Consider the following 22,537-nt stretch of genomic DNA (forward strand, 5'->3'; position numbering starts at 1 on the left):
GGTTTGCTCCCCTCGCCCGCTTGCGGGAGAGGGGCCGGGGAGAGGGTCAGGGGGTCAGGGGATCAGGGGCTCACGCTCGGCTCCAGCAGTATGCCGAACCCGGCTGTTCAGCAGGAACTACCGACCAGCTCAGCGGCCGTGACCTCGGCCATGCCCTCCATGCCCCCTCCCCGGCCCATGACCGTGGCCGCGTCCATGGCCCCTGCCATGCGCGCCGTGATGATGCCCCCGGTGATGCCCACCGTGCCAGCCATGGTGATGATGGTCGCCCGATCCCCCGCGAAAATAGATGCCGCCATAGATCGGCGGCGGCCCGTAGTAATACGGCCGCGGTGCCACCACCACCGGTGGGCCGACATAGGCCGGCGGCGGCACGGTATAGACCGGCTCGTAGGACGCCGGATAGACGGCGCAGCCGCCCAAGGCTGCCGCCCCTGCCAGTAACAGCCCCATCGTCAACGCGCGCATGTCGGCCTCTGTTTCAAAACCATTGTAGATGCACGCTTTATACGGGGCGGGGCTGTAATACGGGGTCAGGCCCATGTAAGGCACGTTACGGTTCCCTACAAAGCGGCCGAAGGCATCCCTACCACTGGAACCGGACGCCCTGCGCGAGCGGCAGCGCGTCGCCATAGTTGATGGTATTGGTTGCCCGCCGCATATAGGCTTTCCAGGCATCCGAGCCAGACTCCCGGCCCCCGCCCGTATCCTTCTCCCCGCCGAACGCGCCGCCGATCTCCGCGCCGCTGGTGCCGATATTGACGTTGGCGATGCCGCAGTCGCTGCCGGCCGAGGACAGGAACGTTTCGGCCTCACGCAGCGATTCGGTGAAGATGCAGGAGGACAACCCGTGCGCGGCGCCGTTGTTCAGTGCAATCGCCTCGTCCAGCGAGGTGTAGGGCATCAGATACAGGATCGGCGCGAAGGTCTCGGTCAGCATGGTGTCGTGCTGCTCGTCGGTGACCACCAGCGCCGGGCGCATATAGCAGGCGCGCGGATAGCGCTCGGCCAGCAGCCGCTCGCCGCCGATCACGCGATTGCCCTGCGCCCGGCAACTGGCCAGCGCGTTGGCCATCGCGTCGCCCGCCACATGGTCGATCAACGGCCCGACCAGCGTGCCGTCCTCCAGCGGATTACCGACCGGCAGCCCGGCGAACACGCTGGCAAGCCGGTCCCGCACCGTCTCGAAATGATCGACATGGACGAAGGCGCGCCGCAGCGTCGTGCAGCGCTGCCCGGCCGTCCCTGCCGCGGCGAACGTCATTGCCCGCAGCGCCAGTCCGAGGTTGGCCGATGGCGTCACGATGGCCGCGTTGTTGCCGCCAAGCTCCAGGATGTTGCGCTTGAAGGTTGCCGCGCAGGCGGTGGCAACCCCTCGTCCCATTCGCGTCGAGCCGGTCGCGCTGACCAGCCGCACGGCGCGGTGCGCCACCAGCCGTTCGCCGGCCTCCCGTCCGCCGCATACCACCGTGGCGATGTCGGCATGGTCCGGCGCGGCCTCGGCAAGCACGCGGTCGAGCAGCCCCTGCACCGCCAGCGCACACAGGGGCGTCTTCTCCGATGGCTTCCACACCACCGCATTGCCACAGACCAGCGCCAGCGCGGCGTTCCACGCCCATACCGCCACCGGGAAGTTGAACGCGGTAATGACCCCGCAGACGCCATAGGGATGCCAGACCTCGCGCATGACATGGCGCGGCCGCTCGCTGGCTATCGTCAACCCGTGCAGCTGGCGCGACAGGCCGACCGCGAAGTCGCAGATGTCGATCATTTCCTGCACTTCGCCCAGCCCTTCCTGCAGGATCTTGCCCGATTCCAGCGACACCAGCCGCCCTAGCGCCTCGCGATGTCGCCGCAGCGCGTCGCCGAGTTGCCGCACCACCTGGCCCCTCACCGGGGCGGGCACCATGGCCCAGCCGGCCTGCGCTTCGTGCGCGCGGCGGATGCGCTCGTCGATCTCGGCGGCGCCGTGCACCGGCAACTGCCCGAATGCGAGGCCGTCGATTGGCGAGCGTGCGGGCAGCACCGCCGGCTCCCGCCCGGCTGCGTGTCCGCCGACCTCGTCGGCGTCCTGCCACGGCGGCTCCAGCCCCATCGACTCCCAGCAGGCCCGCACCGCACCCCTGACTCCTGGCTGCGCTGTCCCGTTTGCGTTCATACCATGGCCTCCTGTAGCGGGTGGCAGGTGTAGTGCCGGCCGAAGCGGTTGGCGAGAAAGGCGTCCAGCCGCATCTGTTCCTGATGCACGAAGCCGGACTGCGGCAGCTGCCCCGCCACCACCATATCGAGTGCGGTGCAGATGCCGGCGGCGGTGGTCAGCTGGATCGCATTCAGATGCCCCGCGCCTGTTCCCACGCCGCCGATCCGCGCCGAAAACGCCTCTTCCACCAGCGGTCCCGGGCGACCGTGCCGATCCGGCAGCCGCCCGGTGGCGGTAGCGAACACCACCACCACGTCCTGCCCGGTCTGCGGGATGGCGCTGTCAAACAGCTCGCGCAGCCAGTCGCGCCGCTCGCGCAGGCGCAGATCGTCCAGCAACAGCTTCATCACCGCGTTATGCCCCGGATAGCGGATCGACTTGTAGTCGACCTGCCGCGCGCGCCCGGCCAGCGTTTCCGGCAACGTGCCCAGGCCCCCGGACGTGTGGAACGCCTCGTACTCCACGCCGTCCAGGGCGAAGTGCTCCAGCCCCTCGAGCGCCGGCACCTCGACGCGGCGCCCATCGATGATGGCCTCGCAGGGGTTGCAGTACTCGTTGATCAGCCCCTCGGTACTCCACGTCAGGTTGTATTTAAGTGCATTGCTGGGGTAACGGGGCAGCGCGCCGACGCGCATGCGCAACGCGCGCAGCTCGCCCCCCGCATCCAGAAAGCGCCTGGCCAGCGCGTGGCCGACCACGCCGATGAAGCCGGGCGCGAGCCCGCACTGCGGCATCAGCACGGAGCGCGCGTCGGCGGCGAGCGCCCGGATGGCGCGTGTCGAGCCAACGTCCTCGGTCAAGTCGAAATAGTGCACACCCATGTCGGCGGCAACGGTGGCCACCGGGACGGCGACATGGAACGGCAGCGCGTTGAGCACCGCCCCCGCTCCGGCGAGCAGTTGCGCACAGGCGCCGGGATCGGCGGCGTCGGTGGCGATCGCCCGCACGTTGTCGGGAAGACCGGCAAGCGCACTGCCATCGCGATCGGCAATGGTCACCGCATAGTCGCCGGTCGCGGCCAGCATGCCGGCGATCGCGCGGCCAATCCTGCCGGCGCCGAGCACGGTGACTGGGAAGAGGCTCGCGGAGGACAGGCCGGCGAGGGTGGCAAGGATAGGCTCGGTACGCATGATGAACTCCAGACCGTTGTTCTGCGCCGCATCGGACGGCGGCGTCGGTCTGAAGTATGGTTTGCGTCCCTGTCGGAATGAAGCTATAAGTTCGACGATAAGGCGTCACTCTGCGTCGTTCTGACGTGGAATGCCGACGTTTTGCTAGCGCGACGCGCGCCTTGTTCGCCTGCCACCCTCCCTTCACACCTGTCCCCGCGATGGACCCTCTCGATAACACCGACCGCCACCTGCTGTCCCTGCTGCAGGCCAACGCCCGAGAAAGCGCGGCCAACCTCGCCCGCAAGCTGGGCATCGCGCGCACGACGGTGGTGGCGCGGATCGCGCGGCTGGAGAGAACCGGCGTCATTGCCGGTTATGGCGTGCGGCTCGGGCAGCAGATGGAGGACAACGCCCTGCTGGCGTTTTGCGGGCTGTCGGTGCAGCCCAAGACCGCGCCGGCGGTGCTGCGGGCGCTGCAGCGCTTTCCCGAGATCGTCGAACTCAGTTCGGTCAGCGGCGCGGTCGACTACATGGCCGTGATCCGCTGCGAATCGCACAGCCGGCTGGATGCGCTGCTCGATGAAATTGGTGCGCTCGATGGGGTCAATCAGACCAGCACCAGCATCGTGCTGGCGCGCAAGATCGATCGCCGGCGGGCGGCGGGATAGGACGCAACCCGGGGACACGGCGGCCCTCGCGGTCCGCCCGGGTCCTTCCCTGTCCAGCCGACTCCCTTGCCCGCTCCCCGGCTTTACCAGCTCCCCGGCTTGCCCGGCTCGGGCGGCTTTGCCGGCGCCTTCTGTTGAGGCGCCTTCTGTTGCGGCGTCTTCTGCTGCGGGGCCGCCTTGCCCTGCGCGGCCGAGGCCGGCTCCAGCTGCTGGGCGACGGCCTGGTCCTGCTGCGCCATCAGCGCGCGCGCCTTGGGCAGCAGCAATTCGATGGTGCCGGTATTCGGGTCGTCCGGAATCGCATACAGCTCCACCGTCAGCGGTAGCGCCTTCCAGCCGGCGTGAATCGTCTCGACCTTGTTGCCGCTGCGGTCCAGCATCGGCACCCGCTCCTGGCGGAAGGGTTCGCCGAAGCGCGCGGTCAGCGCCTGCATCGCCCGGTTCTCGTTGCGCAGCCCGTCGGTTGGCACGATCACGCCCACCAGCGCGTTGCGGTCCACCAGCGCCAGCGCGTGCGGTCCGTCCATGAAGGCGGGGCGCCGGTCGCGCGGCACGCCGATCTGGCGCATCACGCCGTCGCCGCGCAACTCCACGCAGAAGGCGCGCACATCGCGGCCGTCGGGCGTGCGGGTGTCCGCGCAATCGGGCAGTTGCGGCAACGGATTGCCGATGGTCAGCATCTCCAGCAGGGGAGCGAGGGCGTCGGCGCCGTTGGACTTTGCGGCGGCCGGGGCGGAAGGCCCGCCGTTCGCGGCGCTACCCGTGGTTGCACCGGAAGCCGGCGCCGCCGGGGCAGCATGGGCGGCGGCGCTCAGTGCCAGCAGGGTGGCCGCCATCAAACCCGCACGGACGAGGCGCCCCTGCGGCGTCGGCCGCATCGTGTCGCGGCCGGCATTCTTGGAAAGCATTGAGACTCCTGTTGAAAGCTCCGGCATTGGAGAGGTGCGCGAACCGGGTGTTCCCCAAGTGATCCCCGCCGAGGACCCTTCCCTCTCCCTCCGCCTGTTCGCACTTGGCAGCGCGACTATACGCCGCTCCGAAGGCGGCAACATCATGCCGCCCCTCCTACTTTCAATTTGCAAGCTACAATACTTGCAAATTGAAAGTGAAAGTGAGAGTGAAAGGGGAGACATGGGACATACCGACTTCGCCAGCATGGCGTGTCCGATCGCGCGGTCGATGGCCGTGCTCGGCGAGCGCTGGACCATCCTGCTGATGCGGGAGGCGTATTACGGCAGCACGCGCTTCGACGACTTCCAGCGCAATCTCGGCATCGCGCCCAACATCCTCAGCGCGCGCCTGAAGACGCTGGTCGAGCATGGCGTGTTCGAGAAGGTGGCCGAGGAAGGCGCCCGCCATATCTACCGGCTGACCGAGCGGGGCCGCGACTTTTTCCCGGCCTTCGTCGCGCTCAAGGCCTGGGCGGACCGCTGGATGACCGATGCGACCGGGCCGCTGACTGTACTGCGCGATGCGGTCACCGGAGACGAGATCGCCAGCCCTGCGCTGACCCGCGCGGATGGCAGTGCGATTACCGTCGACGACCTGCTGGTGACCCCGGGCCCGGGTGCGGGGGAGCGGCTGCGCCGGCGCTTTGGCGACGGCAGCGCCGAAAGCGCACGCCTGGACGGCGCCGACACCACGCCCGCAAAGGAGACCGGCCATGTCTGACGGCAAGATTGCAGCGGCAGCGGCGCCGCTCGGGCCCGCTGCCGCTTCCGTGCCCCCGGTCGCCGCCTCCACCGCAGCGCCGGTGGCCGCATCTGCTTCCACCTCCACCCTGCTGCGCGGCATCCTGAAGCTGGCGGCGCCCACCAGCGCCATCGCGCTGTTGCAGGCGGCAGCGCAGCTGGTCGAAACCTGGCTGGCGGCGCGTCAAGGCACAGCCGCGCTGGCCGGCTGGGCCGTGGTGCTGCCGTTCGCACTGCTGCTGCAGCAGATGTCGGCCGGCGCGATGGGCGGCGGCGTGTCCTCGGCGATCGCACGGGCACTGGGCGCCGGCAAGCGCGACGATGCCTCCGCGCTGGTGCTCCACGCCGTGCTGATCGCGCTGGCCGCCGGCCTGGCCTTCGCCCTTGCGCTCGCCGTATTCCCGCACGCGGTGCTGAGCGCGGTCGGCGGCAACGAAGCCGCGGCGGCGGCCGCCACCTATGCGCTGTGGCTCTTCGGCGCGGGCGCGGTGCCGGCATGGCTCGCCAATACGCTGGCCTCGGTACTGCGCGGCGGCGGGCGCCACGCGCTGGCGGCGCAAGTGCTCGGGGTAATGTGGCTGGCCTTCCCCTTCGCCTCGTGGGCGCTGGCCGAGCCGGCCGGGATGGGTCTTGCCGGCATCGGCGCCGCGCTCGCGCTGGTGTCGTGGGCGGCGGCGCTGGCCATGGCGGCGGTCGTGCTGCGCGGCGGCGCAGGCTTCGTGCCGACGCTGCGCATCCGGCCCAATGCCGCCCTGTTCCAGCGCATCCTGGCGGTCGGGCTGATCGCCTGCGGACTGGCGGCACTCGCCAACCTCGCCACCATCCTGGTCACCGCCCAACTGCGGCAATACGGCACTGCCGCGGTGGCCGCCTACGGCATCTCCGCGCGCCTTGAATTCCTGATGATTCCGTTGGCGTTCGGCGTGGGCTCCGCGCTGACCGCGCTGGTCGGCCGAGCGGTCGGCGGCGGCGACTGGGTGACGGCGCGCCGCACCGCTTGGGTCGGCGGGCTGCTGGCGCTTGGCATCGCTGGCAGCGCCGGCCTGGCCGTTGGCCTGACGCCGGCGCGCTTTGCCAACTGGTTCACCAGCGACGCCGAGGTCGCCGCCATCGCCACGCAGGCGCTGTCCTGGGTCGGCCCCGCGTTCGGCGGCTTTGGCCTGGGCATGGCACTGTACTTCGCCTCGATGGGGGCGGCACGGATGCGCTGGCCGATTGCGGCGGGCATCGCTCGCATCGCGCTCGCGGCCGGTGGCGGATGGCTGCTGGCCAACGTCGCCGGCATGGGGCTGGACGGGCATTTCCTTGGCGTGGCGCTGGGCATCACCGCCTATGGCGTGGTCACGGCGCTGGGCGTGCGCCCCGGCGTCTGGAGCGGACGCTAGTCGCGCAGGACATGCCGGACAGAACCCGCGGGCGCCGCGGCGGTCGGAGCACCATGTCCCCTCGCCGCTCCATCCTCACCGCCGCCGCGCTGGTTGCCCTGCTTCACCTGGCCATCGGCATGCGGCTGCTGCCACCGCTGCCGGTCGCCTTCGGCTGGAAGGTCGCTATCGCCCTCTGGCTGGCGATCTCCACCGTGGCGATGCCCGCCGCGCTGATTTCGCGCCGGCTGGAGCGGCCCTGGAAGGATCGCGTCAGCTGGCTCGGCATGACCGCGATGGGCCTGTTCTCCACGCTGCTGGTGCTGTCGGTCGTCCGCGAGCTGGTGCTGCTGGTATGCCTGCTGGCCGGCTGGTACCCGCTCGAACTCCAGGCCTGGAGCGCCGCGATCACGCTGGGGCTGGCGCTCGCCGTCACGCTGGCCGGGCTCTACAATGCGCGGCGCGTCGCCCCCGTGGTTCGGGTCGACGTGCCCATCGCCAATCTGCCGCCAGCCTTCGACGGCTTCACCATCGCGCAGCTCAGCGACATCCACGTCGGCCCCACCATCAAGCGAGGCTACCTGCAACGCATCGTCGAGCGGGTCAATGGCCTGCACGCCGACGCCATCGCGCTGACCGGCGATCTGGTGGACGGATCGGTACCGGAGTTGCAGCCGCACACCGCGCCGCTGGCGGACCTGCGCGCCAGGCACGGCGTCTACGTCGTCACCGGCAACCACGAGTACTACGCCGGGGCCAGGGCGTGGATCGCCGAACTGCGACGGCTCGGGCTTCGCGTGCTGCTCAACGAGCACGTCAAGGTACAGCGCGGCGCGGCCACGCTGGTGCTGGCCGGCGTCACCGACTTCACCGCCGGCGGCTTCGATCCCACCCATCGCAGCGACCCGCAGCGGGCCATCGCCGGAGCGCCGGCCACCGAGGCAGTGCGCATCCTGCTCGCCCACCAGCCGCGCTCCGCCCCGGCTGCTGCAGCGGCAGGCTTCGACCTGCAACTGTCGGGACACACCCACGGCGGGCAGTTCTGGCCCTGGAACCTGTTCGTGCCGATGCAGCAGCCCTACGTTGCAGGGCTGCACCGGCACGAAACCATGTGGATCTACGTCAGCCGCGGCACCGGGTATTGGGGACCGCCCAAGCGCTTCGGCGCGCCGTCGGAGATCACGCTGATCCGGCTCACGCGAGAGCCAGCCGGCGCAGCGCGATAACAAATTGCCGCGCGAGCCGGCAAGCTTCCAGGGGACGCCCCCCGATCAGCGGGCGATCGGCTTGTAGCGAATCCGCTTCGGCCGTGCCGCTTCTTCACCCAGGCGCCGCTTCTTGTCCGCCTCGTACTCCTGATAGTTGCCCGCGAAGAACTCCACGTGCGACTCGCCCTCGAAGGCCAGGATATGCGTGGCGATCCGGTCGAGGAACCAGCGGTCGTGCGAGATCACCATCACGCAGCCCGCAAACTCGAGCAGCGCATCCTCCAGCGCACGCAGCGTTTCCACATCGAGGTCGTTCGACGGTTCGTCCAGCAGCAGCACATTGCCGCCGGCAATCAGCGTCTTGGCCAGATGCAGCCGGCCGCGCTCACCGCCCGACAGCGTGCCCACCTGCTTCTGCTGATCCGAGCCCTTGAAGTTGAAGCGGCCGATATAGGCGCGCGACGGCGTCTCGTAGCGGCCCACGGTCAGCACGTCGGCCCCGCCCGAGATCTCCTCGAATACCGTCTTGCTGCCATCCAGCGCGTCGCGGCTCTGGTCGACATACGCGAGCTTCACGGTCGGGCCGATCTTGATCTGGCCGCTGTCCGGCTGCTCCTTGCCGGTCAGCATGCGGAACAGCGTCGACTTGCCCGCGCCGTTCGGTCCGATCACGCCGACAATCGCGCCCGGCGGCACCTTGAAACTCAGGTTGTCGATCAGCAGACGGTCGCCATAGGCCTTGCTGACGTTCTCGAACTCGATCACCTCGTTGCCCAGGCGCTCGCCGACCGGGATGAAGATCTCCTGCGTCTCGTTGCGCTTCTGGTACTCCTGGCTGCTGAGCTCATCGAAGCGGGCCAGACGCGCCTTCGACTTCGCCTGCCGGCCCTTCGGATTCTGGCGTACCCACTCCAGCTCCTTCTTCAGCGCCTTCTGCCGTGCCGACTCGCTGGCCTCTTCCTGCTTCAGGCGGTTTTCCTTCTGGTCCAGCCACGAGCTGTAGTTGCCCTTCCAGGGGATGCCATGGCCGCGGTCCAGTTCGAGAATCCACTCGGCCGCGTTGTCGAGGAAGTAGCGATCGTGGGTCACCGCGACCACCGTGCCCGGGAAGCGCGTCAGGAACTGCTCCAGCCAGTCCACCGACTCCGCGTCCAGGTGGTTGGTCGGCTCGTCCAGCAGCAGCATGTCCGGGCGGGAGAGCAGCAGACGACACAGCGCAACGCGGCGCTTCTCGCCACCGGACAGGTTGCCCACCTTGGCATCCCACGGCGGCAGACGCAGCGCATCGGCCGCGACTTCCAGCTGGTGCTCGGCATTGCTGCCATCGCTGGCCGCGAGGATCGCTTCGTACTTGGCCTGGTCGGCGGCAAGCTGGTCGAAATCCGCGTCCGGCTCGGCATAGGCTGCGTAGATTTCGTCGAGCTTCTTGCGCGCCTCGAACACTTCGCCCAGGCCCGCCTCGACCGCTTCGCGCACGGTTTGCTCGGGATCGAGCTGCGGCTCCTGCGGCAGGTAGCCGATGTTCAGGTTGGGCATCGGGATGGCTTCGCCCTCGATGTCCTTGTCGACCTGCGCCATGATCTTGAGCAGCGTCGATTTACCCGAACCGTTCAGGCCGAGCACGCCGATCTTGGCGCCGGGGAAGAACGACAGGGAAATGTCCTTGAGGATCTGACGCTTGGGCGGAACGACCTTGCCCACGCGGTTCATCGTATAGACGTACTGTGCCATGCGGCTTACCGGAAAATTGGAGTTGAATTGCTGGGATCGGGAATGGCGGCAGTGTAGCAAACCGCTGCCGCGGAACCGATAGGACAGCGGGACAATCGGCGGAAGAAGCTGGACGGGGCGAGCGCCCGGCGAGGTCTTGCCTGCGGCGGTATCATCACGGGTTCGACCGGCACCATGCCGTCCACGCCTTTCCCGAGAACATCGTCATGAGCAAACCCGCCCGCACCCTCACCTTCAAGTGCAAGCAGTGCGCCAAACCCGTCATCTTGTATCTGCAGAAGGTTTCCGCCTGCTCCCATATCACCCCGTACCAGGGCGTCTGCAAATGCGGTGAATTGATGCGCCATGCCACCGGCGACAAGGATGCGGTGGCCTCCTTCGTGGAATCGAACGATATCCACTGGGCGCACCACCACCATCATCACCACTGATACGTTGGCGGGCAGCCCGCGCGCTGCCCCGGGGCAATGTTCCCCAGCGAACACTGGCGCAACCGGACGCCTTTGCAGTCCGATTCCCGACTCCTACGATAAACCGCAACCCGCGCGCGTCGAACATGTGGCGCGGGCAAGCCGATTCGCGGGAGGGGCTGGATGGAACGCAATTTTGTGCGGATGCACAGGCAAATCCAGCTCCCCAGGCCAGAAGGCATGGTGCTGCTGGATGCCGAACCCGCCAAGGTCAAGGTCAACGTCCATCTGCCGTACACCGCGCTGAGCGTTTTCGCGCGCCATTACGAAAGCAGTGCGGTACTGCAATCGCTACCGGTCTATGCGATTGCCCAGCTCGGCGTACTCGATTATCCCAGCCGGCCAGAACTGGTCGATCCCATTGCCGAGCGCTTTCGCGCCTTGCGGGCGCATGTACCGCTCGGCCAGATCGGCACCGACCACGTCGGCTATGGCTCCTTCGATCTGTCCGTCATCGGACTGGCTTCCACGCTGAAGGACTTCATCGACGCGGCCAGAAGGACGGCCGGCGTCATCCGCGACAACGCCGAACTGCAACTGACCGTCGGCATGACCCATCTGTGGGTATTTCCATTTGCCGACACCCAGCTGATTACCGATGCCCTCGTCAGCGGAGATGTCGGGCCCGACCATATCGTGCTGCGGCTGGAATTCGACGACGACACCCTGGTGCCGCGCAGTTACCGCACGCCGATGGCGTCGATGCAGAATCCCAGCATCCTCGACTGGCGCATCTCGCCCAGTTCCTTCTCGCTGTCGTCCGCGCTGCTGATTGGCGAGGACGGCTGTGAAACCCTGCTACCGGCGAACCTGTCCACGCAGCAGGTGCGTTTCCGGCAGGTCGTCCGTCTGGCCCGCGATCGCGAAGTCATTCCCAATCGCCACCCGCGCTACGACGACCGACTGGGACGCGTCGTCGAATACCTGTCCGAGTGGTTTTCCATCGGCCACTCACTTGGCCGCATCGAATACAGCCTGCCGCTCGCGCCAGCCGAAAAGGTCAAGATCGCCATCGTCGACTGGTCCCGCCAGGACAGCGCGCAACGCGACGAGAAAACCAAGCTCTCCGAACAGCTGACCCACCAGCAGCAACGCAATCGCACCCTGTTCGAAACCGTGCATGGTGTGCTGAACGAATTGCAGGAAGGCAGCAATTTCCAGGCGGGCATGGCCTCGTCCGTTGGCGCCGGCGCAAGCCTGGGAATCGTCGACGTGGGAGCCGGCCTGACCAACGCCATCGGCGGCGGCACCGCGGAAAGCAGCGGCATGCGCGATGTGCAGACCGACACCATGCAGCAGATCGCGGACGCGTTTCACCAGTCGTCCAGCGCGATCCGCGAACTCGAATCGACCGTCGTCATGCAGGTTGACCAGTCCGAATCGAGCAACGTGCAAACGCGTACCGTCGCCAATTACAACCACGGTCATGCGCTGACGATCCTGTATTACCAGGTGCTGCGGCATTTCCGGCTGATTACCCGCGTCGCCCGCGAGCGCAATGCCATCCTGCTCGACTACAGCGATTTCAAACCCGACTTCGAGGATACCGAGTGGCTGCTCGACCATCGTGCCCTGCTCGAACAGGTCCTGCTCGATCGCCGGCTGCTGCCCATCTTCGATTTGCTGGAAAAAGCGGTATTGGCCAAGGCCAGGCTCGGCGAGGAAACCACGCGCTGGAACGCCTTGCCCAAGATCGTCGATCCGGGCGACATGGAAATCAACCGGCTGGAGATCACCTTCACCACCGGCGACGATGGCACCGACGGCGCTCCCTACGTCGATCTGTTCTTCAAGGATGGAACGGCGTGCAACACACAGCAGATCGGCCCCACCGACACCGGCAATCCCCGGCGTTTTGGCCGGCCCGGTTTCGATGACTTCGAATCCGGCGACATCGATACCTTCAGCATTCGGCCCGAACAGAAACCCACCTTCAAATGGTCCGATCTGCGCGGCTTCGTCATCGGACTCGATGGCGGCGGCGACTGGTCGCTGAAGCACGTCAAGCTGCTGGGATTCAGCATGACCGGCCAGCAGGCCCTGCTTTACGACCAGGAACTGAATGTGCCGCTGCCCGATGACACCACCCTGCCGGAGTTGATCACCATCGGCCCGCCACCGGCCGCGTCCAAACCGCCCCAACCCACCTTGCGCCAGTTCCTGTCGCTGGAAGACGAGGCGAAAATCACCCTGCTCACGCGCCATTTCCAGGCCAATCTCTACCATTACCTGCGCGCGTACTGGTTATCCGAAGATCCCAACGACCGCGCCGCCCGTTTCGCCAACCGCAACTTCCGCGGCGAGCCCGTGCTCGACTGGATCGTCAACAAACCGCTGGAAATCCTCGGCGACATGGTCGCCTTCGAAGTCTTCAGCGGGCGGGAACGGGAGCTCTCCGTTTTCGACAAGATCGACAACAGCAGCGGCGACATCTATATCGAGCAATTGCTCACGCTTCCCACAAGAGGCATCTTCGCCGAAGCCAAGCTCGGTCATTGCAATGCCAACGAGGTCATCGACAACACGCGCTTCTGGGATTGGCAGACCTCGCCCATCCCCGACGAGGCACCCGCCATTACCGGGGCCGACGCCGGCTCCAAATACCAGCCGCCCCCTGCCGGCATGACCCCCACGCCATTCCCGCAGAGCCTGGTCAATATCGTCAATCCACAGGGGCTGCCCGACCCAACCGGCACCGCCGGCGCCATCTCCGCACTCACCGCGTCGGGCATTTTCCGCGATATGTCGGGCAGCAAGGAAACCGCCGCGCTCCTCGGCACGCTATCGGATAACGCTACCAAACTGGCGATGGAAGGGCTCAAGGGCGCGCAGGTCAAGGGCATGATCGACACCATCAACAGCGCGCCGAATCTCTCCCCGCAGCAGAAATCGGATCTGATCGGCGAATATCTGACCGGGCGGATCAAGCCCGCGCCCGCGCCGACGCCGCCAGCGCCAACCCCGACTCCGGCGCCAGGGCCCAAACCGGAACCCAAGCCCGAGCCAAAGCCCGAACCTGCCCCGACACCCGGTCCCGTGCCTCCACAGGGAACCGCCCCCTCCCCCACCGGCAAGCCGGGGCCGGCACCCGTGCCGAAACCCAGGAAGCCACAAGGCGATGTCACCACTGCCGCCAATGGCCTGTCGTTTTCCTTCAGTTTCCGTCGTGCGGTAGTGGGAACGCCCGTGCAGGGCAAGGCGACGATCCGGATTACCCCTTCATCCACCGCGGTCGTCCCCGAAGGAGAATTCGGTGGCTATATCCCCGGCACCACCATCGGCCCGCCGCCCAAAGGCACCGTCGTGCCGAAGGAATATCGCAACGTGCCGATCAGCGACAGCGCGATCTCAATGGGGACCGCCGATGCGACCGCACCGGGCGACGTCGTGGTCGAAGCCGACTACACCGTCGAAGTGGTCAGCGGTGCCAGCCTCATCACCGGCGTGTTCTACGAAGACCAGAAGCTGCTCGACATCTCGACCAAGACCATGCACTTCAGCGGACCCGGCCACTATGACGCGCCAAAATCGGGCAGGGTCGTCACCTTCGAAGTCGCGCCGACCACCGTCACCGTCACCAAGGAAGTCAGCAACGACAAGAAAACCGTCCACGAATACGGCAACGAGATCACATCGTCCTACGAAATCCTGTCAGTCAAGGGCAGCACGTCGACGACCCAGGAAGGCGGCGAAGGAGACAAGCGCACCATTACCATTACCTATGTCACCGGTGGCCTGACCGTCAAACAGACCAATGCCGGCGGCGCCTGAGAAAGCGCCGCGCCACTCGTGCGATCAGGCCAGGGAAGGCGCGGGCATCGACACCAGCAGCCGCCCGCTGCCACCGTCCGGAAACTCGTCCGCCGGCACCGGCTTGCCCAGCAGATAGCCTTGCAGCATGTCGCAGCCCAGCCGGGTCAGGAAATCCTGCTGCGCCGCCGTCTCCACTCCTTCGGCCACGATATTCAGCTTCAGCGTCTGGCCCAGCGCGATAATCGCCGACACGATCGCTGCATCCTCGCCCTCCTCCTTCAGATCGCGCACGAAACCGCGGTCGATCTTCAGCTCGCAGGCTGGAATACGCTTCAGGTACAGCAGGCTCGAATACCCCGTGCCGAAATCATCGATCGCGATGCGCACGCCCATATCGTGCAGCTGTTGCAGGACAGCCAGGCTCAGGTCCACATCCCGCATCGCCACCGATTCCGTGATTTCGAGAATCAGCCGCCCCGGATTCAGGCGATGCCGGGAGATCGCCGAGCGCACCATTTCCACCAGATGCGGATCGGCGAACTGCAATGCCGACAGATTCACCGACATCGTCCAGTCGGTATTGCCGTGCGCGTGCCACTTCGCCAACTGTTCGCACGCCGTATTCAACACCCACTGCCCAAGCGGAACGATCAGGCCGGTGCGCTCGGCCAGCGGAATCAGCGTATCGGGCGACACCATCCCCAGCGTCGGGTGGTTCCAGCGCAGCAGCGCCTCCGCTCCCAGCACCCGATTATTCGGTGCCGCCACCTTCGGCTGGTAATGCAGCTCCAGCCCGCCCTGGCGCAACGCCACCCGCAGATCCTGCGCCAGCGACTGCTGCGCCTGCGCGTGCTGATTCATCGACGGCTCGAAGAACGAGAAGCCATCCCGGCCCAGCCCCTTCGCGTGATACATCGCCGCGTCGGCATGGCGCATCAGCTCACGCTGCTCCGTGCCATCCTCCGGATACACCGCAATGCCGATACTGCCCGAGACATTCAGCGACTGCCCCGCAGCCGAAATCGGTTCGCGCAGCGACAGCAACAACCGGTTCGCCAGCTCGCCCGCATCCTCCGGCGCCTTCACCCGCGCCAGCAGAACGAACTCGTCTCCACCGACCCGCGACACCGTATCTTCCGCCCGCACCGCCGACCGGATCCGGTTCGCCACCTCGATCAGCAATTGGTCGCCCGCCTGATGCCCGTAGGCATCGTTCACGCCCTTGAACCCATCCAGGTCCACGAACATCACCGCGAACCGCTCCTCCATGCGCGCCGCCGACTGGATCGCCTGCTCGAACCGGTCCTCCAGCAGCGCGCGATTCGGCAGCTTCGTCAGCTTGTCGTGCAATGCGAGAAACGTCAGCTCGGCATTCGCCTGCGCCAGCGACTCGGCCAGCACCGCGGTCCGCATTTCCATCCGCATATCCAGCACCGACATCAGCAACGCAATCGCCAGCACGAAAATCGTCGTCAGCAGGATCGGCAATGCCAATTCGTTGCCATCGAGCCCCGAGCCCGCGGCAAGGCAAACGCTTCCCGGCAGAAAGTCCGCCGCGGCCATTCCCGTGTAATGCATCGAGGCAATCGCCAGGCCCATCACGATCGCCGCGCCCAGCTTCGCCTGCTGGAAACGCTGTACGCGCTGACGCAACTGGAAGGCGATCCAGAGTGCCGCACCGCTCGCCACCACGGCAATCGCGACCGACAGCGCGACCAGCGCCGGGTCGTAATCGATCCCCGGCCGCATCTGCATCGCCGCCATGCCGGTGTAATGCATGCCGGCCACGGCCGACCCCATCAGCACAGCGCCCAGCAGCAGCTTGCCGGCGGTCAGGGATTTCTGGCAGACCAGCCATAGCGCAAATGCCGACGCGCCAACCGCCACCAGCAGCGACACCACCGTCAGGAGCGGGTCATAACCCAGCGGGATCGGCAACTGAAAGGCCAGCATGCCGACGAAATGCATCGACCAGATGCCAATGCCCATCGCCACCCCGCTGCCGAGGAGCCAGGCGTGCGCGGCTCTACCTTGCGCGGACGAGACGCGGCTGGCGAGGTCCAGGCCGGTGTAGGCCGCCAGGATGGCGACGAGGACCGAGAAGAGGACCAGGAGGGGGTCGTGGGTGGGGGTCATTACGGCGCGCCAGCGCGGCGCGGGTCAGGGCGTGTGGAGGGCAGTATGCCATTAGATAAGCACTTGCTGGCCTTACCCTTTGAACCCCATTGCGGCATCACAACACCGCCCTAATCGGCTACCCGCTAGCAACCGCCGTAGTTCTTCCGCCCGCTCGCAGTAATGGTGTAGGTGCCACCTCTCGGACCTGTGTAACAGGTCGGCCCTGAGGTGGTAGGTGTCGGCGTACGGAAGGCGCCCGAAGCCGTAGTTGGACGTGTTGCCCGATCCTCCAGACCACGGACGTCCTGGTTGCGCCCAGCCCGATGACAATGGTATTCACCTGTTTTTCTGTTGGTATGACAGCCCTCAGCGTTAAGTCCTCCCCCATGCGCTGAAGCGGTCTGCGCAACTACCGAAACCACCATCGCCATCATTGCGACAATCACCTTTTGGATAGTGGCACTCCGGGATGGCGATATTTTAAGTCCCCTCGTTTGAATCATGGCTCTGGCCCTGTATACGTTTGACATGCACGGCATTGGGTAGGCTCGATTCTCCTGTCTCGATTGAGAAGGAGCCATACTGCGAACGTGGGAGGGACTGCTGGCCAGGACAGGATGGGCGGCTAATAAAAAAGGGTTACGAAAAGACTTTCGTGACCCTTTTGAGGTCTTGGGGCCGGCTGCAGGACTTGAACCCGCCACCTGATAATTACAAATATACAGTTATATCAATAAGTTATGAGACTAGGGAAAGAAAGCGTAAGCAACGAAAAACCACTGTACTTTAGATTCAGTAACTGAGCGAAAGCAAGTGGGGCTGGGAAAACCTCTCCGCGTACCATCATCGGCGGTACGCTGCTCGAGTTTAGCAGTTGATCAGATAAGCGCATCTGCCGCCCGGACCAGTGGCAGGTTGTCTTCTTTCTCCCGCCGGTCGACAGCGCGCTGACCGCCCCGACTAAGATCACGCCCCTTCAATCAATGCCCGGCACCAAACCTCCAGCAGGGTATCGCCGCAGTCACATTTAAAGTACTCTCCTGCTAGCCGTCGCGGCTGTGCCTGTAGTGCACCCTCTGTGCCGGCGTACCTAATAGTTTTTGAGGGGGCGAGGTATGAGCAGGTATTGCGGAGACGACGATCCCAAATCCATCCTGGAGGCGGCCGCACATTGGCGCGATGCAGCGCTACTAGGCAACGGCTCAGTCCTTACAAGCAGGCAGCTTTGGACATCATCGGCACTGGAACTACTCGACGAGTATTTCGTAAGAAGACCTGATCTCGGCGACGGTAAGTTCCTGGAAAAGCTGGAACAGCAGCTCGCGCCAGTTGAGGGCGCAGCTAAGCAGTTGGTAGCAGAGATGATGTGGCTGCTCTACCTCTGCCCGAGCAGCCTGACCGCAGCGCACAAGCGGAAGACCGTCCAATCCATCTGGGCGTGGTCGGGTGAGCCATCACCTACTGACTCGCGTTGGTTGGATGATGATGTTCTTGCTGGCGTTGGTAGTGCCGGCCCGGGATTCAATCAGAACCAGTGGCGTGAGCTCGTCTTCCTCATCAACTTCCTCCGCAGGTTTTGTGAGCTGAGCACCGATGAAAAACGTGCGCTGACGGAAGACGGTTGGAAGTTTGATGAGTGGCTGCGCCAAGTCCCGGATTGGGAAGCAAGGCAGTTTCGTCATATGCTCCTCTTCCTACTATTCCCGGACGACTTTGAGCGCATCTTCGGACAGAACGACCGCAAAACTATCGTTCGACATTACTCGAAGCGTCAGCTGCGCGAGGTCAATCGGATGGATGCGTTCCAGTTGGATCGGGAACTACAAGCCATCCGCAAACGCCTTGAAGTGGAGCGAGGGACAACACAACTGGACTACTACGTACCGCCGTTGAAAGGCGAGTGGCGAAGTGAAACGTTCGCAGCCGCAACGGAGGGCGTAACGAAGGATCACGTCCGGCAGGCATTGAACGAAATAGATCTAGAAGGCGTTCCCCAGGATGCCGAATCCACTGGCTACGATTTGTTCTACGAAGGCAAGCGCTATCCGCCGAAGTTGGTTTTGTCGCTGGCAGTCAAGTACGCAACTGGGGAGCCACTAGATCGCGCTGCTTTTTCTGGGGGGGAGTCATCTTCGGCCTTTCGTTTGCTGCGACGCCTGGGTTTTGAGGTCCGAGCAAAGGAGGAGTCTGTAGGAGGCATTCCCGAGCTCTTGGACCGCTTTCTCCAGCAGGCGAACGAAGGGAAGGAGCTTGGCACCCAGGGTTACCTGAGCAGGTATCGTGGCCTTAACGTTCGTGTGAGCTTTGGCAAGGGTAACTTTGCCCGCATCCCGTGGATCGCCTTTCTTGGTGAGGGACAGTCAGTTTCCGAGGGCATTTACCCAGTGCTGCTTTTCTACCAGGAGCAGCAACAGCTGCTCCTGTGCTATGGGGTGAGTGAGGAGGCGGCGGCGCATCTGAGCTGGGGCGAGCTCGATGGTGCTCAGACTGTAAGAGATTGGTTCAAAGGACGATATGGTCAGACGCCTGGCCGCTACGGTACTTCCTTCGTCCGCGCGGCATATGACCTCTCACAGCCGTTGTCAATGGCGGAACTGAAGCAAGATTTGGACGACGTCATCGACATCTATAACGGAGTGCTTGCCGTCGTCGGTGAGGATGCATTGCCTGAAACTGCTGTGTCAGATCCGTCTGATGCCCCTCTCCCGGCCAGGGCCAATCTTCGCGAAGCGGTCGAAGCATTCAGCAGCGCTCTGCGCGCCAGCGGTGTGCAGTTTGGCGAGCAGCATGATGGGCTTGTCTCGTCTTTTATCTCTAGTATGGTCACCAAGCCACTAGTCATACTGACAGGCTTGTCTGGCTCCGGCAAAACGCAAATTGCCATCCGCTTCGGCGAATGGCTGGGCAAAGACAGGCTACACGTCGCCGCAGTGCGTCCAGACTGGACCGGCGCAGAGGCCTTGTTCGGCTACGAAGATGCGCTCAGGCGGGAGCTCGACGGGCGCCCCGCCTGGGCAGTTCCTGCTCCGCTGGAATTCATCTTGAAGGCCGCGGCAGACCCGCAGCATCCCTATGTGCTGCTGTTGGATGAGATGAACTTGGCACACGTTGAGCGCTACTTTGCCGATGTACTATCAGGTATGGAGTCTGGGCAGCCGTGTATCCCTAATCTCCAGAAGGGCGCAGACGGTTGTTGGCGACTACGTAGCGGCGCAGGACCGAGAAGTGCCTTCCCGAGAAATCTGTGGATTGTCGGCACGGTCAACATCGACGAGACAACCTATATGTTTTCTCCAAAAGTACTCGACCGAGCCAACACCTTTGAGTTTCGCGTGCGTTCAAACGATCTGTCGATCGAAGCCATCAAGCCCCAGCCGTGTGAACCCGGCGACCAGGAATTGGTGAGAGGTCTGCTAAGCATTGCGCGGGATGATAATTGGCATCGGGATCGATTAGATGAGGTGGCTGGAGAGCTAACCGATCGACTGCGCCAACTGCACGAATTGCTAAGCCGATACAACCTCGAGTTTGGCCACCGCGTGTTCTATGAGGCAATGCGATTTGCGGCTCTCGCAGAAGAATCGGGGATTCGGGACCTGAGAGCGATCATGGACCGGATAATTATGCAGAAGGTACTCCCAAGGCTGCATGGTTCGCGCAGACGTTTGGAGTTGCCTCTGCTAGCGCTCGCGCAGTTCTGCCGAGAGCTGCCAGATCAGGTTGCGAGGGACGACACGCTGCCAACGGTAGCGGTGGAAGAGACGCCGGAGCGAGGCGCAGCGTTACCGATCGCCTACGCCAAGGTCACCCGCATGCTCCGAAGCCTGCGCGCCAATCAGTTCGCTAGCTTTACGGAATAGTCCGTGCGAGCTGTTTCAGAGGCTTCCACTCCGCTCCACGGTCCGACTGGGAAGATCACCGCAAAGTTGCACATTGCGGTGCTGCCACGCAGGGGAGCGTCTCCCGGCGCTACCCTTTGGTCCTCCGATAGTACCGCAGCCTCCGTTGACTCGGCGGGCGCTGTCGCGCTTTTGGAGGGCATGGAATATCGATATGCCTGGGAAGATGTCCAACCAGACATCGGCAGTCTGATTGTCGATCCCGAAGAAATCTTTCAACCGGATACCTTGGAGGGAAAATCTGGGCGCCTACGCCCTGGACTTGCGACGGGCACCATACGCGTCGTGCTACGCGCCGGTGCTAGCACCATAGGCCAGCTAGAGCTCGACGTCCGTTCTCGCAAGCTCTCCTACCTATCCGAATACCGCTGGATGCTACGTGATATCGCGGAACGGATGACGGAGCTAGTGATGGACCGCTTCGCGATCAGCGACGCGCGCTTCGAACCCGACGACACGCGCGACGCGGTTACTCTCTATCAGCGCTTCACCTTTCTGCGCGCCTTGTTTGAAAGCGAGAACTTCCAAGCTGGGCTTCACGAGATCATCCGGCGCCCTCACACTGCGTGGGTGACAACTAGTGAGACTGTGCGGCCAGGTGCTGGCATGCGAGCAGATTCGCACATACTACGGCAGTTCGCAAAGGCAGGGCCTCGGTCGGCTTGGCCGGGAGGGCCGATCGCATCCATCCCGTCTCGGCTGGAGCGTAAGCGGACCGTGGCAACACACGATACTGCCCCCAACCGTTTCGTGAAGTTCGCCCTGGAACACTGGCGCCAGATTCTGGGCGATATAGATCAAGGTCTTGCCAATGCTCAACCAACGCCCGCTGCGACGCGTGGGCGCCGGGAAATCGCAGCGGTGATGTCGCAGTTGGAGGAAGTAGTTCACCACGACGTGTTCGCTGATGTTGGCCGGCTTGCAAGATTTCCTGCAGATGATCAGGTGCTTCAAAAGGGCGAAGGCTACCGAGACATCTTCAAGGCCTATGTAGAGACCGAGTTTGCGGCTCGCCTCTCCTGGCAGTCATCGCCCGAGGACTATGGCGCAGGACAGCGCGATGTTGCGGCACTTTACGAGTACTGGGCATTCATTCAGCTGTCGCAAGTGGTGGGCGACGTGGTTGGACAAACGTTTGATATGGGTCCGCTCGTGCAGTCTCGACCGGACGGCCTAACGGTTGGCATTCGTACCGGTGTGGAGACCGTTCTAGCTGGACTGATCGAACGCTTCGATCGGCGCATGAAAGTAGAGCTCTGCTTTAATCGAACATATCGCCGTGGCGCGTCGCCCATTGCATCTTGGACCAAGCCTATGCGCCCGGACTATTCCTTGCTTATCAGCCCGGCTGAAGGAGAGCCAGCAACCTTCGAACCAATTGTTCTTCATTTTGACGCGAAGTATCGGGTCGATTTCGTCAAAGAGATCTTCGGCGCTGAGGACGAGGATGCCGACAGCCTACAGCCGGCGCCGAATCTAGAACGCGGCGGAGCCTTGCGGGCGGATTTACTGAAGATGCATGCGTACCGTGATGCTATCCATCGAACAGCAGGTGCGTACGTCCTGTATCCCGGCGGCGACAACGAAGGGAGTGGCCTCCAGTATCCGGAATACCACGAGCTTCTACCAGGGTTAGGAGCCTTCGTATTGCGACCAACTGGCACTGGTAGTGCGAGCGGTGCACCGGCCCTAAGACGATTCATCAACGACGTACTGGATCACGTTGCAACCCGCCTAACTAAACATGAGCGCGGCCGATACTGGCTGGAAGATGCACATGGCCGGTCACTGCTAAGCAGGCTGACTCATTCGCTCGCACCGCCGCCGCCAAGTACAAGCGTACTCCTGGGATATGTGAAGAGCCGCGAGCACTGGAGTTGGATTCAGGAGCGTAAGGCATACAACGTGCGTGCCGAAGGAAGACATGGAGGAGTTCATGCTGGTGCGGCACTCCTGCAAAGCCAACTGCTGCTCCTCTACTGCCCCGCCATGCATGAGGTCGCACTTGCTCGTATTGTTTCTGATGCAGAAGAGGTTTCGATTGCCGGGATGGCAGCGATGGGCTATCAAGAGCCACGTGGAAGCTACTGGTGCGTGCAGTTACAGTGGTTGGAGCAGGCCCAGTGGATTCGGGGACTTTCGCCGCATTTGCTTGAGGCGTATGTTCGAACTCGAGGGCTGGCGAATGGGGAGCCCGCCAGCGCCTTATGGAGCGAGATTCGGTCCCTTACTGGCGGCGAGTGATCGGTCGATGAGCGAAGCTATTCCCAATAGATCGAGATTCGGCAAAGGCCTCCGGTACTCACGCACCTATATTGGAGTT

The 22,537-nt window shown here is 64.3% G+C and carries 15 protein-coding genes; 8 read left to right on the forward strand and 7 right to left on the reverse strand.

Translation table 11 applies throughout. The features are described 5' to 3' along the window. Positions 1 to 107: 107 nt before the first annotated feature. The 3 genes from K6V06_RS14840 to K6V06_RS14850 all read right to left on the reverse strand — a co-directional run bounded on the left by K6V06_RS14840 (position 108) and on the right by K6V06_RS14850 (position 3,330). Positions 108 to 299 (reverse strand): hypothetical protein, encoded by a 192-nt coding sequence (locus tag K6V06_RS14840; RefSeq protein WP_222244659.1) that lies wholly within the window; start codon positions 297 to 299, stop codon positions 108 to 110. Positions 300 to 586: 287 nt separating this feature from the next. After that, the gene (locus K6V06_RS14845; RefSeq protein WP_370637477.1) at positions 587 to 2,095 is read right to left on the reverse strand and encodes an aldehyde dehydrogenase family protein; all 1,509 of its coding nucleotides are present in this window, start codon (positions 2,093 to 2,095) and stop codon (positions 587 to 589) included. A 59-nt stretch (positions 2,096 to 2,154) separates the two neighbouring features. Then, positions 2,155 to 3,330 (reverse strand): saccharopine dehydrogenase family protein, encoded by a 1,176-nt coding sequence (locus tag K6V06_RS14850; RefSeq protein ID WP_222244663.1) that lies wholly within the window; start codon positions 3,328 to 3,330, stop codon positions 2,155 to 2,157. Between the two features lie 200 nt (positions 3,331 to 3,530). Between K6V06_RS14850 and K6V06_RS14855 the strand changes: the two genes are divergently transcribed. Next, complete coding sequence (locus K6V06_RS14855; RefSeq protein ID WP_222244665.1) at positions 3,531 to 3,980, forward strand: Lrp/AsnC family transcriptional regulator; 450 nt, start codon at positions 3,531 to 3,533, stop codon at positions 3,978 to 3,980. 83 nt (positions 3,981 to 4,063) lie between these two features. Here K6V06_RS14855 and K6V06_RS14860 read toward each other — a convergent pair whose 3' ends face one another. Beyond that, on the reverse strand, positions 4,064 to 4,816 hold the full coding sequence (locus K6V06_RS14860) for a hypothetical protein (RefSeq protein ID WP_222244785.1): 753 nt from the start codon (positions 4,814 to 4,816) through the stop codon (positions 4,064 to 4,066). A gap of 295 nt (positions 4,817 to 5,111) precedes the next feature. Here K6V06_RS14860 and K6V06_RS14865 point away from each other — a divergent pair, with 295 nt between their 5' ends. From K6V06_RS14865 to K6V06_RS14875, 3 genes are read left to right on the forward strand one after another with little or no spacing between them, the layout of a single operon-like run. Continuing rightward, a complete protein-coding gene (locus K6V06_RS14865; protein WP_222244667.1) occupies positions 5,112 to 5,651 on the forward strand; it encodes a helix-turn-helix domain-containing protein in 540 nt (179 codons plus the stop codon). Then, positions 5,644 to 7,056: an MATE family efflux transporter gene (locus K6V06_RS14870; protein WP_222244669.1), complete on the forward strand. Its 1,413-nt coding sequence runs from the start codon at positions 5,644 to 5,646 to the stop codon at positions 7,054 to 7,056. Before K6V06_RS14865 ends, K6V06_RS14870 begins: the two co-directional genes overlap by 8 nt. Positions 7,057 to 7,109: 53 nt before the next feature. Next, the gene (locus K6V06_RS14875; RefSeq protein ID WP_222244671.1) at positions 7,110 to 8,261 is read left to right on the forward strand and encodes a metallophosphoesterase; all 1,152 of its coding nucleotides are present in this window, start codon (positions 7,110 to 7,112) and stop codon (positions 8,259 to 8,261) included. Between the two features lie 45 nt (positions 8,262 to 8,306). Here K6V06_RS14875 and ettA read toward each other — a convergent pair whose 3' ends face one another. Beyond that, a complete protein-coding gene (ettA, locus tag K6V06_RS14880) occupies positions 8,307 to 9,974 on the reverse strand; it encodes an energy-dependent translational throttle protein EttA (RefSeq protein WP_222244673.1) in 1,668 nt (555 codons plus the stop codon). A gap of 206 nt (positions 9,975 to 10,180) precedes the next feature. Between ettA and K6V06_RS14885 the strand changes: the two genes are divergently transcribed. Next, on the forward strand, positions 10,181 to 10,405 hold the full coding sequence (locus K6V06_RS14885) for a hypothetical protein (protein ID WP_222244674.1): 225 nt from the start codon (positions 10,181 to 10,183) through the stop codon (positions 10,403 to 10,405). 219 nt (positions 10,406 to 10,624) lie between these two features. Continuing rightward, on the forward strand, positions 10,625 to 14,215 hold the full coding sequence (locus K6V06_RS14890) for a hypothetical protein (protein WP_222244675.1): 3,591 nt from the start codon (positions 10,625 to 10,627) through the stop codon (positions 14,213 to 14,215). A 24-nt stretch (positions 14,216 to 14,239) separates the two neighbouring features. Here the strand turns inward: K6V06_RS14890 and K6V06_RS14895 are convergent, their stop codons facing one another. Together K6V06_RS14895 and K6V06_RS20885 are read right to left on the reverse strand one after the other, a co-directional pair. Further along, positions 14,240 to 16,333, reverse strand: a complete 2,094-nt coding sequence (locus K6V06_RS14895) for a bifunctional diguanylate cyclase/phosphodiesterase (RefSeq protein ID WP_222244676.1) — start codon at positions 16,331 to 16,333, stop codon at positions 14,240 to 14,242. Positions 16,334 to 16,458: 125 nt separating this feature from the next. Further along, positions 16,459 to 16,896, reverse strand: a complete 438-nt coding sequence (locus K6V06_RS20885; protein ID WP_370637475.1) for a YHYH domain-containing protein — start codon at positions 16,894 to 16,896, stop codon at positions 16,459 to 16,461. A 534-nt stretch (positions 16,897 to 17,430) separates the two neighbouring features. On the opposite strand from K6V06_RS20885, the gene K6V06_RS14905 reads away from it, so the two are divergent. After that, the gene (locus K6V06_RS14905; protein WP_222244678.1) at positions 17,431 to 20,175 is read left to right on the forward strand and encodes an MrcB family domain-containing protein; all 2,745 of its coding nucleotides are present in this window, start codon (positions 17,431 to 17,433) and stop codon (positions 20,173 to 20,175) included. A 180-nt stretch (positions 20,176 to 20,355) separates the two neighbouring features. Beyond that, on the forward strand, positions 20,356 to 22,458 hold the full coding sequence (locus K6V06_RS14910) for a DUF2357 domain-containing protein (RefSeq protein WP_255581865.1): 2,103 nt from the start codon (positions 20,356 to 20,358) through the stop codon (positions 22,456 to 22,458). The last annotated feature ends 79 nt before the right edge of the window (positions 22,459 to 22,537 follow it).

It is taken from the genome of Cupriavidus sp. AU9028 (genome assembly GCF_019795295.1).
GTDB lineage: Bacteria > Pseudomonadota > Gammaproteobacteria > Burkholderiales > Burkholderiaceae > Cupriavidus.

Excerpts from the sequence above, each read along its gene's own strand:
- K6V06_RS14840 (WP_222244659.1), bottom strand. The coding sequence starts at position 299 with ATGGCGGCATCTATTTTCGCGGGGGATCGGGCGACCATCATCACCATG.
- K6V06_RS14845 (WP_370637477.1), bottom strand. The coding sequence starts at position 2,095 with ATGGGGCTGGAGCCGCCGTGGCAGGACGCCGACGAGGTCGGCGGACAC.
- K6V06_RS14850 (WP_222244663.1), bottom strand. The coding sequence starts at position 3,330 with ATGCGTACCGAGCCTATCCTTGCCACCCTCGCCGGCCTGTCCTCCGCG.
- K6V06_RS14855 (WP_222244665.1), top strand. The coding sequence starts at position 3,531 with ATGGACCCTCTCGATAACACCGACCGCCACCTGCTGTCCCTGCTGCAG.
- K6V06_RS14860 (WP_222244785.1), bottom strand. The coding sequence starts at position 4,816 with ATGGCGGCCACCCTGCTGGCACTGAGCGCCGCCGCCCATGCTGCCCCG.
- K6V06_RS14865 (WP_222244667.1), top strand. The coding sequence starts at position 5,112 with ATGGGACATACCGACTTCGCCAGCATGGCGTGTCCGATCGCGCGGTCG.
- K6V06_RS14870 (WP_222244669.1), top strand. The coding sequence starts at position 5,644 with ATGTCTGACGGCAAGATTGCAGCGGCAGCGGCGCCGCTCGGGCCCGCT.
- K6V06_RS14875 (WP_222244671.1), top strand. The coding sequence starts at position 7,110 with ATGTCCCCTCGCCGCTCCATCCTCACCGCCGCCGCGCTGGTTGCCCTG.
- ettA (WP_222244673.1), bottom strand. The coding sequence starts at position 9,974 with ATGGCACAGTACGTCTATACGATGAACCGCGTGGGCAAGGTCGTTCCG.
- K6V06_RS14885 (WP_222244674.1), top strand. The coding sequence starts at position 10,181 with ATGAGCAAACCCGCCCGCACCCTCACCTTCAAGTGCAAGCAGTGCGCC.
- K6V06_RS14890 (WP_222244675.1), top strand. The coding sequence starts at position 10,625 with ATGGTGCTGCTGGATGCCGAACCCGCCAAGGTCAAGGTCAACGTCCAT.
- K6V06_RS14895 (WP_222244676.1), bottom strand. The coding sequence starts at position 16,333 with ATGACCCCCACCCACGACCCCCTCCTGGTCCTCTTCTCGGTCCTCGTC.
- K6V06_RS20885 (WP_370637475.1), bottom strand. The coding sequence starts at position 16,896 with ATGGCTCCTTCTCAATCGAGACAGGAGAATCGAGCCTACCCAATGCCG.
- K6V06_RS14905 (WP_222244678.1), top strand. The coding sequence starts at position 17,431 with ATGAGCAGGTATTGCGGAGACGACGATCCCAAATCCATCCTGGAGGCG.
- K6V06_RS14910 (WP_255581865.1), top strand. The coding sequence starts at position 20,356 with ATGGAATATCGATATGCCTGGGAAGATGTCCAACCAGACATCGGCAGT.